Source organism: Demequina muriae (genome assembly GCF_030418295.1).
GTDB lineage: Bacteria > Actinomycetota > Actinomycetes > Actinomycetales > Demequinaceae > Demequina > Demequina muriae.
Genome location: NZ_JAUHQA010000001.1, coordinates 1,315,231 through 1,326,726, shown reverse-complemented (window position 1 = coordinate 1,326,726; position 11,496 = coordinate 1,315,231). Strand labels below are relative to the sequence as shown.

Genomic DNA, 11,496 nt, shown 5'->3' with positions numbered 1-11,496 from the left:
ACTTCCTCGGAAGTCGCCGGCCCCAGCCGCAAAGAGACGTGTGGAACTACGTCGCTTCGACGAAGACCGTGTCAGAGAACCAGCCCATCTCGACTCCCCACACTCCGCCTTCCTGCACCTCACTGGGGATCTCGTAGAGCAAGTTGCCCGATCCCGTGCCCCCCTCGTACAGATCATCGATGTCCATCACGTCCTCTGGGATCACGGCTGACGCCTCCTGGAACGAACGGCCATCGGGGGCGACGTAGAAGACCGTCAGTTCGAGCCACGGTGTCACAGGCTCGGATGAAGCGACGTTCGTGATCGTCACAGGGAGGATCACGAAGGTGCTTCCGTCGGCAGCAGGGTCGTTGAACTGGTTCTCGCTGGCGACGGTCTCGTCGGCAGCCCAGTTCGCTGTTCCGAGGGTCACCTCGACCTCGTCGTTCGTGAGAACTGATCCTGCCGGGAACGGATTGTCGCGGGTGCCTTCCGGAGAACCTTCTGGCTCGTCCGCGACTTCCTCGTCCTCCTCGTTGGTGCCCTCGGCCGGTTCGTCCGAGGCGTCCGTGGCAGGCTCCGGGGACAGCTCGGCAGCGAACTCTTCGTCAACTTCGTCAATGGCTCCGTCGACGGCCGCGACGCCGGCGGCAGTCGAGACGATCGCAAAGATGATGGCGAGACCGGACAAGACGGATCCGATGATCGCCATCACCTTTCCACCGGCGGTGCCCTTGAACGCCTTGACGACGGCGATGATGCCGAACACCAGGCCGATCGCTCCGATCAGGGCGGAGCCGATCGACAGGAACGGAATCCACGATCCAAGGATCGCGACGATGCCGAGCACGAGAGCCGTGATCGCGAAGCCCTTCTTCTGGGGCTCGGGGACGTGGGTGGGCGGAGGAACCGCCATGGGTGGAACGTTGTGTTCGGACATACTTTCTCTGCTCCTCAGCTAGAACGGCGCGCGCGCTCACGCACACCAAGTCAGGCCCCTCAAGAGAGGTCGCGTCCACGCGAGTGCGGAGTGGTCATGCGACAGCACTCCGTCACCACTCATGGACGAGAGGGCGGCCTGTGGCGCTCACCCTAGCAACGGCGTCCGACAACGCCTGGGCCCCCGGACCCAGCTCTACCTGCGCGGTTACCCGTACGTGTCGCGCGGACCGCGTCCGCGGACGGTCCGCTGACCCCGCGTCCAGGAGCGAGTGGTGGGTCCCGAGACCTTGAGTTCGCGCACGATGTCGCGGCCGAACTCCTCGTTGATGCGGTGGCGGATCTGGCCTGACATGATGCCCAGCTGCGTGGCCCACGCGGTGGAACTGGCCTTCACCGTCAGGACGCCTTCCTCGAAGGTCAGCGGCTCGCAGTGGTCGGCGATCTGGTCGCCGACGACCTCGCGCCACCGCGCCGTGACGCCGGAGACCTCGATCTGCTCGGTCCATCCCATGCGCCGCAGCAGCGCGTCGACCGCCTCCGACATCGCTGCCGGATCCCGCCCGGGAGCGAACGGGCGCGATGAGCGCCGCTTCTGCTCACGCTGACGCCGGCCCGCCTTGGGGCTGGAGCGGTAGGCGCCTCTCAGGCGGGCCGATGCGCGGGCTCGCTCCATCGCCGCCTTCGCCAGGTCATGGGGCGAGCTCGAAACGCCGGCGCTGTCGGCTGCCTCAGGCGACGCGTCCTCAGCGGCCTCATCGTGCGGCTCGCCAGCGCCGGCGCGGACCTCGGGATCCTCAGGGCGCTGACGCTCAGTCATCGCTCTCGACCCCATCACTGGAGTCGTTCCCCGGATCCTTCACGCCCGCGTCGTCCCTCACCACGGTTCCGTCGATGACCCGCAGCACCTCTCCGCGCAGGGCCTCGGGCACGTCCTCCGCGACGGCGGCGGTGATCAGCACCTGACTCGCCTCCGTCAGACGGGCGGCGAGAGCGGCGCGACGGCCGGTGTCGAGTTCGGCGAAAACGTCATCGAGAATCAGCACCGGTTCGCCGTCCTCGTCCGCATCCGGACCATCGTCCCTGGTGAGGAGCTCATACGATCCCAGACGGAGCGCGAGGGCGCATGACCACGACTCACCGTGGCTCGCATATCCCTTGGCCGGCATGGTCCCGAGCGCGATGTCCAGATCGTCCCGGTGAGGCCCCGCGATGGTGACGCCGCGCTCGATCTCCTTGGGTCGCACCTCCTGAAGCCGTGCGAGAAGCACCGCACCGAGATCCGCCGCCGACGCATCGGCCGCATAGCCGTCGGCGTCCGCAAGCCCGGTCACGTACGAGACGCGGCAGTCACCGCCCCCGGGGGCGACGGCTTCATAGGCTGCGGCGACGTGCGGAGCGAGGAGGCGCACGGCCCGGAGTCGCGCCGCCATGATGCGGCCGCCGAGATCTGCCAGCTTCTCGTCCCAGATGTCGAGCATCGTCAGATCGCCGCGAGCATTCTTCGCTGTCTTCAGCATCGACGATCGCTGACGCAGCACACGATCGTAATCGGAGTGGTCGCCGGCGATGGCGGGCTGGAGGGCCACGCACAGCTCGTCCATGAAGAGGCGTCGGCCTGAGGGATCTCCCTTGACGAGCGCGAGGTCCTCCGGTGCGAAGACGACGGTCCGCAGCACGCCGAGCAGGTCGCGTGGCTTGGCCTGCGATCGCCCCAGCCGAGCCGAGTTGGCGCGGCCCTGGTTGAGCGTCACCTCGATGGCCAGCGACCGGCCGGACTTCTCGACCCGGGCACGCACCACCGCACGTTCCGCACCCTGCCGGACCAGCGGGGCGTCGGCCGCGACACGGTGAGAGGACAGATTCGACAGGTACCGGACCGCCTCGACCACGTTGGTCTTGCCCTGACCGTTGTGCCCTACCAGCGTGGTCACACGCGGGCCGAACTCGATCTCCTGCTCCGCGTAGGAACGGAAGTCCGTCAGGTGCAGGTGGGTGACGCGCACGCTACGTCTGCAGTGTCACGACTGGATGCGAATGGGCACCAGCAGATAGCGGAAGTCGGAGGCGAGCTCTCCGCCGGGTGCGGTGAGGCCCACGAACTCCACCGGCTTGGTGTCCTGTGTGAAACCGAGCCGCACGTACTCCGTCGACAGCGCACCGAGGCCATCGAGCAGGTACTGAGGGTTGAAGGCCACCGTGATGGCGTCGCCCTCGAGCTGGCACTCGAGCGCTTCGGACGCCTGAGCGTCGTCGCTCTGGCCGGCGTCGAGCGTGACCTCCCCCTCGGCGAAGGCGAGTCGAACGGAGGAGTTGCGCTCAGCGACGAGCGACACGCGACGTGTCGCCTCGATCAGCTCAGTGGTCTTGACCACCGCGGTGACGGGGCTCTCGTCCGGGAACAGGCGACGTACCTGCGGGTAGTCACCATCCATGAGCAGCGACGTGGTGGTGAGGCCTGCGGCCTCGAAGCCGATGAGGTCCACGCCGGTGCCCGAGCTGAGGGCGACAGTGACGTCGCCTGCGCCGAGAGCCTTCGCGGTGTCGTTCAGCGTGCGAGCACGCACCAGCGCGACGGCCGATGCGTCAGAGGCGGAGGGCTTCCACGACATCTCCCGCAGCGCGAGACGGTAGCGATCGGTGGCCAGCAGCGAGATGTGGGAGCCCTCGATCTCGACCCTCACGCCGGTGAGGATCGGCAGGGTCTCGTCCCTGGACGCGGCGACTGTCACCTGGGCGACGGCGCGCTGGAAGTCGGTGCCGTCGATCGTTCCTGATTGGGCCGGGAGATCGGGAAGCGCGGGGTACTGATCAACCGGCATGGTGGCCAGCGTGAAGCGCGAGGCGCCACAGGTCACGGAGACCTTGGTTCCCTCGAGTGCGAAGTCGACGGGCTTGTGGGGCAGCGCGTTGGCGATCTCCTTGAGGAGACGGCCCGAGACGAGCACCTCGCCCGCGTCATCGACGTCAGCGGCGAAGGTGCCGCGGGCCGAGACCTCGTAGTCGAAGCTGGCGAGTGTGACCTCACCGGTCGCATCGGCCGTGATGCGTACTCCGGCGAGGACGGGGACCGGGGGGCGCGCCGGCAGAGCGCGCGAGGTCCACGCGACGGCGTCGGCGAGCACGTCGCGATCGACGGTGAATTTCATTCAGGTGCTCCTTGATGTCACTGACGGACAGACTACGCCACAGTGACGACACGGCAAGCGGATGGAAAGCTCGCGAGAGCGAACGGCGCGTTGTGGAAATGAAGGCCCTCCATGTGCACACGTCATGACAAGAGTGAGTAGTAGTCATAGGGGACGTGGAAACTGGGGACAACCTGTCCCGTCCCTGGTAGATCCGATCGTTGCCATGTGCATCGACTCGGGAGACAGGGTGCTTCTTGTCATTCGTGACGGTGGAGGACCGTCGTTCATTCACAGGCTGTCCCCGAAACTCACAGTTCTGTCCCTGTGGAGACAGGCCTGTGTCCACCTTTACTCACAGGGTTATCCACATGTGTGCAGGGTGTGATAAGGCGCACGACAAGAATCGCGGAATGGCGCAGGCCGGTTCAGTGCGAAGGAGCGGTCAGCGACGCGACTGCTGCTTGATGCGCGCGTGGATCTCGTTGACCTGGTTGTACATCTGACGCCGCTGCGCGATCTGGTCTTCCACCTTCTTGACCGCGTACATCACCGTGGTGTGATCCTTGCCGCCGAAGTTCTCGCCGATCTTTGGCAGGGACAGATCAGTGAGCTGGCGGCATAGGTACATGGCGATCTGACGTGCCGTGACATACACGCGGCTGCGGCTCGTGCCGGTGAGCTCTTCCATCGAGATGCCGAAGTAGTCGGCGGTGATGCCGATGATGGTCGAGGCCGTGATCTCCGAGTCGTCGTCCGAGATCAGATCCTTGAGCACCACCTGGGCAAGAGAGAGATCCACCGGCTGCTTGTTGAGCGCCGCGAACGCCGTGACCCGGATGAGAGCTCCTTCGAGCTCGCGGATGTTGCTCGTGATGTTGGAAGCGATGTACTCGAGCACGTCCCCAGGAGCCTGAACGTCGTCGGCCGCCGCCTTCTTGCGAAGAATCGCGATGCGGGTCTCGAGGTCGGGGGGCTGCACGTCGGTCATGAGGCCCCACTCGAAGCGGGTCCTCATGCGCTCCTCGATGCCGTCGAGGTTGCGCGGACTGACATCGGAGGTGATCACCACATGCTTGCCGGCGTTATGGAGCGCGTTGAAGGTGTGGAAGAACTCCTCGAGGGTCTGTTCCTTGCCCTGCAGGAACTGGATGTCATCGATGAGCAGGACGTCGACCTCGCGGTAGTTGCGCTTGAAGCTCAGCGAACGGTCGTCACGGATCGAGTTGATGAAGTCGTTGGTGAACTCCTCGGAGTTCACGTACCTCACACGCGTCTGCGGTTTCAGATGGCGGGTGTAGTGGCCGATCGCATGGAGAAGGTGGGTCTTGCCCAGGCCAGAGTCCCCGTAGATGAAGAGTGGGTTGTACGTCTTGCCAGGTGACTCGGCCACAGCAAGAGCCGCTGCGTGGGCGAACCGATTCGACGAGCCGATCACGAAGGTGTCGAAGGTATAGCGCGGGTTGAGGTGCGGATCCTCGTAGGCGGGTTCCGGCTCGGTGCGCGTGGGACCACTCGAGCGCCGCTGCGGCGGTTCATCGTCGACCGGGGTGCTCGGCTCCGGCGGACTGACAGACGAGTCGACGGTGACGGCGATCCGCACCTCGCGACCGATCATGTCCGACAGCGCACGAGTGAGGAGCTCGCGAATGGTCGTCTCGACGTAGTTCTTGGTGAAGTCCTCCGCCACCGCGAGGAAGACGTTGTCCTCGACGATCGCGAGGGGCTTGATGAGCCGAATGAAGGAGCGATGCTGAGCGGTGACGTCGTCGCTCTGGCGAAGAGAGTCGAGCGTACGGGCCCAGACCTGATCCATGGACTCGGCGCCGGGTGGGGTGGCCATCGACTCTCCTTCCGGCTTCTCCACATGGTTGTGCACAGGACGTTGAGAGCCTGTCACCCATTCGTTACCTCGCCGGCGCGTGTCGCTGCCCGGGTTGGTCTCCGTGTTGGTGGAGCCTATCCTGTTCAGGCCGGGCATCCAATGCGTGTGCGGCGACTTGACCCTGCGCTCACTGACGCGTAACGTTAGTGCGCTTTCTGCCCGTACCCAATATTCCCGTGGAGTGACCCGTGAGCAAGCGGACTTTTCAGCCGAACAACCGCAAGCGCGCCAAGACGCACGGCTTCCGTCTGCGCATGCGCACCCGTGCCGGGCGATCGATTCTGACCGCGCGTCGCCGTAAGGGCCGCGGCAAGCTGTCGGCGTAAGGTGCTCCCGGCCCGCTCCCGGATGACGGCCGCCGCGGACTTCTCGTCCGCGATGCGTCTGGGCACCCGGAGCGGTCGGGCCACCGTCGTCGTGCACATGAGGCAAACCGGCAATGCTCAGAGCATCGCCGGTTTCGCTGTTTCTAAAGCCGTGGGAGGTGCCGTGATCCGCAACCGCGTGAAGCGGCGCCTGCGCGCCATCATGCGTGAGCTCCTGCCGACTCTTCCTGACGGCACGGCCGTGGTGATCCGCGCTCTGCCGCGCTCCGCCGAAGTCGATTTCGCGCGCCTTCGCGCCGATGTGACTGACGCCGTGGGCACCGCGTCGCGAAAGCTCTCCGCGGTATGAGCAGAGTCGAGACGATCGCGAGGGCGGTGGCATCGCTGCCACGCCTGCTGCTCGTCGGGCTCATTCGTCTGTATCAACTGACGGTGTCTCCCCTGCTCGGCCCGCGATGCAAGTACTACCCCTCCTGTTCCCACTACGGACTCGAGGCGGTGCGCCGGCATGGCGCGATGCGGGGCTTCGTCCTCGCATCGTGGCGAGTGCTGCGCTGCAACCCCTGGAGCCACGGGGGCGTTGACGATGTGCCCGCCAAGGGCGCTCCGCTCTTCCGGCGGGGATCGCACAAGACTTCATCAGACGCCTCGGCGTCGGCAAGCACTAGGTAAGGATCGCAGTGGACGGCTTCTTCTCCTTTCTCTACCCGCTCGAGTGGGTCGTGGCCAACATCATGGTGGGCTTCCACTGGCTGCTGACCAACGTCGGGCTCTCGTCTGACGGCGGCTGGACGTGGGCACTGTCCATCGTGGGGCTCGTCGTGCTGATCCGCATCCTGCTGATCCCGCTCTTCGTGAAGCAGATCAAGGCGTCCCGAGCGATGCAGGTGATCGCGCCGGAGCTCAAGGCGGTGCAGAACAAGTACAAGGGCAAGAAGGATCAGGCGTCTCGCGAGGCCATGAGCCGCGAGACCATGGAGCTCTACTCCAAGCACAAGACGAACCCGTTCGCCTCGTGCCTGCCCATCCTCGTCCAGGCACCCATCTTCTTCGCGCTGTTCCGGGTGCTCAACTATCGGATGAACCCCGACGACGCGAGCCTCCCGGCCTCTGAGCAGACGTACTCGGGCATCGGCTGGCTGACGCCCGAGCTTGCGGAGCAGGGTCACGACGCGACCATCTTCGGCGCGCAGCTGTCGGACACCTTCCTGACCTCGGATAACACCGCCGTCAAGATCGTCTCGGCGGTGCTGATCATCGCGATGGTGGCGACGACCTTCCTCACCCAGCGTCAGCTCACGCGCAAGAACATGCCTGCCTCGGCGCTCGAGGGGCCGATGGCCCAGCAGCAGAAGATCCTCATGTACGCGCTGCCCTTTATCTTCGTGATCACCGGGCCCAACTTCCCCGTGGGTGTGCTGATCTACTGGACCACGACGAACCTGTGGACCATGGGTCAGCAGTTCTACGTAATCCGCAACAATCCGACACCCGGGTCCGAAGCGGAGAAGGCGCTGAAGGCGCGCAAGGAGGCCAAGGCCCGCAAGAAGGGCGTGGTCATCGAGAGCACCTCCGAGGATGTGACCGCGATCGAGGCGACCAAGGAGCCCCGTCAGCGCCAGCAGCCCAAGAAGGGTGCGCCTCGCTCGCAGCGCAAGAAGGGCGCTCCGCGCCAGCCCTCCCCCGGCGATGCCGGTGATGAGTCCGCAACCCCGGACGACGCCGACGACGCAGCAGAACGTGATGCAGAGAAGAAGGACGACTGATGACTGAATCGAAGAACGCTTCCGGTCTCGAGGCGGAGGGTGATGCTGCAGCAGACTTCCTCGAAGAGCTGCTCGACATCCTCGACATGGACGGTGACATCGACATCTCCGTCGAAGCCGGCCGCGCCAAGGTGGCCGTGGTCTCCGAAGGTCCCCACCAGGACCTCAAGCGTCTGGTGGGTCCGGACGGAGAGGTGTTGGACGCGCTCCAGGACCTCGCTCGCCTGGCGGTGCAGTCCGAGACCGGTGAGATGAGTCGCCTGATGCTCGACATCGCCGACTTCCGTGCGGGCCGCCGCGAACGGCTGGCGGAGCAGGCGCGTGAGACCATCGCGAAGGTGAGGGAGACCGGCGAGAGCGTCGCCATGCCGGCGATGAACGCTTTCGAGCGCAAGGTGGTGCACGACGTGGTCCTCGAGGCTGGACTCGTGTCCGAGTCGGAGGGCGAGGACCCTGATCGTCACGTCGTCGTCTCGCCGCAGGCGTGACGCGTTTCACGTGAAACATTGGTCGGGATCGTGACGCAAGACGGAGTACCCGAGGGCGTAGGCGGAGATCTGGCATCGGACCCGCTTCATGGAAGTGACGGCGTGCGTGACTTCTTCGGCGAGGCCTACCCTCGGGTCGAGCGCTTCGCTCTCATGCTCGCAGACCAAGGCGTGCTGCGTGGGCTCATCGGCCCGCGCGAGCTGACGCGGCTCTGGGAGAGACACATCCTCAACTCCGCGGCCGTCGCGCCCTTCCTCGGCCAGGGGACCATCGTCGATGTGGGCTCCGGCGCCGGACTCCCGGGGCTCGTGATCGCGGCGATGCTGCCCGAGCGGAGGGTGGTCCTCGTCGAGCCCATGGAGCGCCGCACGACCTGGCTCTTCGAGGCGGCCGAGCACTGTGGGATTGAGAACGTCACTGTGGTGCGGGGACGGGCCGAAGAGGTCCAGGACGTGGTCGAGGCCGACGTCATCACGGCGCGTGCGGTCGCTCCCATCGACAAGCTGGTCAAGTGGTGTGCACCGTTGCTCGCGGACGGCGGCGAGATGGCCCTCCTGAAGGGCCAGAGCGCGCCAGAGGAACTGGAGCGCGCCAAGTACGTCTTGCGCAAGTTCGGCTTCGTGGGGTCGGTCGAGTCGGCGCCGACCCTTCCAGATCTCGCCCCCACGACGGTCGTCAGGCTTCAGCGCACCATGTGAGGGATGGGGGCGAATCTGGGGCGCCGGCCGGGCTCGTCAGAACTATCCCCAAAGTTATCCACACCCCGTTCATACGGGGAATCGAGGTTCTCCCCCATGTTCATCCACAGGGGACGGCGGTCGGGTCGAACCGGTAGAGTCGTGCGAGTGCAGTTCCAGCGGAGACTGTTTCACGTGAAACAAGCGGAAGGACAACAGTGACAGAGCCCACCACTGGCGCCACTGGACTAGGCGCTGAGCTGTCGGCTCGCCCGGCGGCGCGGTCGGCGGAAGACACCACCGTTTCACGTGAAACCACCGACGCGTTGGCCGGCCTCGATCACGACGAGGGCAGCCCCCTGGCCAATGAACTGATCGCCACGGAGCGGCTGCGCCGCGAGCTCGAGAAGTCGGACTTCCCTCGCCCTCCCCAGACGCGCGTGATCGCCGTCTCGAACCAGAAGGGCGGGGTGGGCAAGACCACCTCGACCGTCAACATCGCGGCGGCTCTGGCGAAGAGGGGCGCGAACGTGTTGGTGATCGACGCGGATCCGCAGGGAAACGCCTCGACTGCACTAGGCGTCGACCACCGATCGGGGACTCCCTCGATCTACGAGGTCCTCCTCGACGACGAGCCCATGGCCAACGTCGCGCAGCGGTGCCCTGACCTGCCGACCTTGTGGTGCGTTCCTGCGACCATCGATCTTGCTGGCGCGGACATTGAGATGGTGTCGATCGTGCGACGGGAGTTCCGGCTCCACGGCGCCGTCAATGACCTCCTCGCCGGCCCCGGCAAGAAGCTCGACTATGTGTTCATCGACTGCCCACCCAGCCTCGGCCTCCTGACGCTCAACGCGATGGTGGTGGCCCATGAGGTGCTGATCCCGATTCAGTGCGAGTACTACGCGCTCGAGGGCCTGACCCAGCTGATCAAGACAGTGGAGATGGTGAAGAAGCACCTGAACCGCGACATCGTGGTGTCGACGATCGTGCTCACCATGTTCGATGGACGCACCAACCTCGCCCGCGAGGTGGCGTCGGAGGTGCGCAGCCATTTCCCCGACGAGACACTCGAGCACACCGTGCCGCGCAGCGTGCGGGTCTCTGAGGCTCCCAGTTTCGGTCAGACAGTCATCACGCACGACCCCCACTCCTCAGGCGCCGTGGCTTACACCGCGGTGGCGAGGGAGATTGCGGCTCGGGGCGCCGCCACCCATAGAGGAGAGCACCAGTGAGCAAGCCCAAGCGCGGCCTCGGTCGAGGTCTCGGCGCCCTGATCCCCAGCGAGCCGGACGGAACGGATCACGACAGCCCGTCGTCCGACGGCCTGGCTGAGGAGAACGGCACGGTATCGGACAACGGCAGTGTGCGAACTCCACGGGAGCGCCCGCACGACGTGTTCTTCGAGTCCAGCGGTACCCGCGAAGACGTGGACCTGGTCCCCGTGCCGGGCGCGAGGTTCGCGAGCATCGACCCTCACTCGGTCACGCCGAACCCGCGCCAGCCCCGCGACGTCTTCGACGCGGATGCCATGGCCGAGCTCATCGCGTCGATCAAGGAGATCGGCGTCCTGCAGCCGATCGTGGTGCGACCTCACCCGAACGGCACCGGCTATGAGCTCATCATGGGCGAGCGCCGTCTGCGCGCGACCAAGGAGGCCGGGCTCGACCTCATCCCGGCAATCGTGCGCGACACCGTCGACACGGACATGCTGCGCGACGCGCTGGTGGAGAACCTTCACCGCAGCCAGCTGAACCCGCTGGAAGAGGCAGCCGCCTATCAGCAACTGCTCGACGACTTCGGCATCACCCACGAGCAGCTGGCCGAACGCATCAGCCGCTCACGGCCGCAGATCACCAACACTCTGCGGCTGCTGCGGCTCCCGCCGCTCGTCCAGCGCCGCGTGGCTGCTGGTGTGCTGAGCGCGGGCCACGCTCGTGCGCTCCTGGGGCTTGAGAATGCCGAGCAGATGGAGACCCTTGCTCAGCGCATCGTCGCGGAGGGCCTGTCTGTTCGTGCGACGGAAGAGGCGGTGACGCTGGGCGTCGACAAGCCCAAGCCCGCCCGCGGCCAGGTGCGAGCCGGAGGCCGTACAGCCGCGCTCGACGAGCTCGGCTCGCGGCTGGGCGACCGCTTCGATACCCGTGTCAAGATCCAGCTGGGCAAGGCCCGAGGCAAGATCACCATCGACTTCGCGTCGGTGGAGGATCTGAACCGCATCGTCGGCGTGCTCGACCCTCAGGATCCGGGCGTCCTCCAGGGCGGCAAGGACGACGCGTGAGCCGTTTCTACCAGCGCTGATGCCTC

The 11,496-nt window shown here is 65.9% G+C and carries 13 protein-coding genes; 8 read left to right on the top strand and 5 right to left on the bottom strand.

The window, feature by feature from the left end; genetic code table 11:
* Positions 1-46 precede the first annotated feature (46 nt).
* The 5 genes from QQX02_RS06180 to dnaA form a co-directional block, all read right to left on the bottom strand.
* Positions 47-895 (bottom strand): DUF4190 domain-containing protein, encoded by an 849-nt coding sequence (locus QQX02_RS06180; protein WP_301141920.1) that lies wholly within the window; start codon positions 893-895, stop codon positions 47-49.
* 231 nt (positions 896-1,126) lie between these two features.
* A complete protein-coding gene (locus tag QQX02_RS06175; RefSeq protein ID WP_301141919.1) occupies positions 1,127-1,738 on the bottom strand; it encodes a DciA family protein in 612 nt (203 codons plus the stop codon).
* Positions 1,731-2,924: a DNA replication/repair protein RecF gene (gene recF / locus QQX02_RS06170; RefSeq protein WP_301141918.1), complete on the bottom strand. Its 1,194-nt coding sequence runs from the start codon at positions 2,922-2,924 to the stop codon at positions 1,731-1,733. The genes QQX02_RS06175 and recF overlap by 8 nt, the downstream gene beginning before the upstream one ends.
* Before the next feature lie 15 nt (positions 2,925-2,939).
* Positions 2,940-4,067, bottom strand: a complete 1,128-nt coding sequence (gene dnaN, locus QQX02_RS06165) for a DNA polymerase III subunit beta (protein WP_301141917.1) — start codon at positions 4,065-4,067, stop codon at positions 2,940-2,942.
* A gap of 424 nt (positions 4,068-4,491) precedes the next feature.
* Positions 4,492-5,889, bottom strand: a complete 1,398-nt coding sequence (gene dnaA, locus QQX02_RS06160) for a chromosomal replication initiator protein DnaA (protein ID WP_301141915.1) — start codon at positions 5,887-5,889, stop codon at positions 4,492-4,494.
* 230 nt (positions 5,890-6,119) lie between these two features.
* Between dnaA and rpmH the strand changes: the two genes are divergently transcribed.
* The 8 genes from rpmH (at position 6,120) to QQX02_RS06120 (ending at position 11,470) form a co-directional block, all read left to right on the top strand.
* Positions 6,120-6,257 carry a 50S ribosomal protein L34 gene (rpmH, locus tag QQX02_RS06155; protein WP_062137792.1) on the top strand — a complete coding sequence of 46 codons (138 nt, stop codon included), beginning with the start codon at positions 6,120-6,122 and terminating at the stop codon, positions 6,255-6,257.
* A 1-nt stretch (position 6,258) separates the two neighbouring features.
* Positions 6,259-6,606 carry a ribonuclease P protein component gene (gene rnpA, locus QQX02_RS06150; RefSeq protein WP_301141914.1) on the top strand — a complete coding sequence of 116 codons (348 nt, stop codon included), beginning with the start codon at positions 6,259-6,261 and terminating at the stop codon, positions 6,604-6,606.
* A complete protein-coding gene (gene yidD / locus QQX02_RS06145; RefSeq protein ID WP_301141913.1) occupies positions 6,603-6,929 on the top strand; it encodes a membrane protein insertion efficiency factor YidD in 327 nt (108 codons plus the stop codon). Before rnpA ends, yidD begins: the two co-directional genes overlap by 4 nt.
* A gap of 8 nt (positions 6,930-6,937) precedes the next feature.
* On the top strand, positions 6,938-8,023 hold the full coding sequence (gene yidC, locus QQX02_RS06140; protein WP_301141912.1) for a membrane protein insertase YidC: 1,086 nt from the start codon (positions 6,938-6,940) through the stop codon (positions 8,021-8,023).
* A complete protein-coding gene (locus QQX02_RS06135; protein ID WP_301141910.1) occupies positions 8,023-8,511 on the top strand; it encodes a Jag family protein in 489 nt (162 codons plus the stop codon). The genes yidC and QQX02_RS06135 overlap by 1 nt, the downstream gene beginning before the upstream one ends.
* A 102-nt stretch (positions 8,512-8,613) precedes the next feature.
* A complete protein-coding gene (gene rsmG, locus QQX02_RS06130; RefSeq protein ID WP_301141908.1) occupies positions 8,614-9,210 on the top strand; it encodes a 16S rRNA (guanine(527)-N(7))-methyltransferase RsmG in 597 nt (198 codons plus the stop codon).
* 197 nt (positions 9,211-9,407) lie between these two features.
* Entirely contained in the window at positions 9,408-10,424 is a 1,017-nt protein-coding gene (locus QQX02_RS06125; protein WP_301141907.1) for a ParA family protein, read from the top strand.
* The gene (locus QQX02_RS06120) at positions 10,421-11,470 is read left to right on the top strand and encodes a ParB/RepB/Spo0J family partition protein (RefSeq protein WP_301141906.1); all 1,050 of its coding nucleotides are present in this window, start codon (positions 10,421-10,423) and stop codon (positions 11,468-11,470) included. The genes QQX02_RS06125 and QQX02_RS06120 overlap by 4 nt, the downstream gene beginning before the upstream one ends.
* The last annotated feature ends 26 nt before the right edge of the window (positions 11,471-11,496 follow it).

Excerpts from the sequence above, each read along its gene's own strand:
- QQX02_RS06180 (WP_301141920.1), bottom strand. The coding sequence starts at position 895 with ATGGCGGTTCCTCCGCCCACCCACGTCCCCGAGCCCCAGAAGAAGGGC.
- QQX02_RS06175 (WP_301141919.1), bottom strand. The coding sequence starts at position 1,738 with ATGACTGAGCGTCAGCGCCCTGAGGATCCCGAGGTCCGCGCCGGCGCT.
- dnaN (WP_301141917.1), bottom strand. The coding sequence starts at position 4,067 with ATGAAATTCACCGTCGATCGCGACGTGCTCGCCGACGCCGTCGCGTGG.
- dnaA (WP_301141915.1), bottom strand. The coding sequence starts at position 5,889 with ATGGCCACCCCACCCGGCGCCGAGTCCATGGATCAGGTCTGGGCCCGT.
- yidD (WP_301141913.1), top strand. The coding sequence starts at position 6,603 with ATGAGCAGAGTCGAGACGATCGCGAGGGCGGTGGCATCGCTGCCACGC.
- QQX02_RS06135 (WP_301141910.1), top strand. The coding sequence starts at position 8,023 with ATGACTGAATCGAAGAACGCTTCCGGTCTCGAGGCGGAGGGTGATGCT.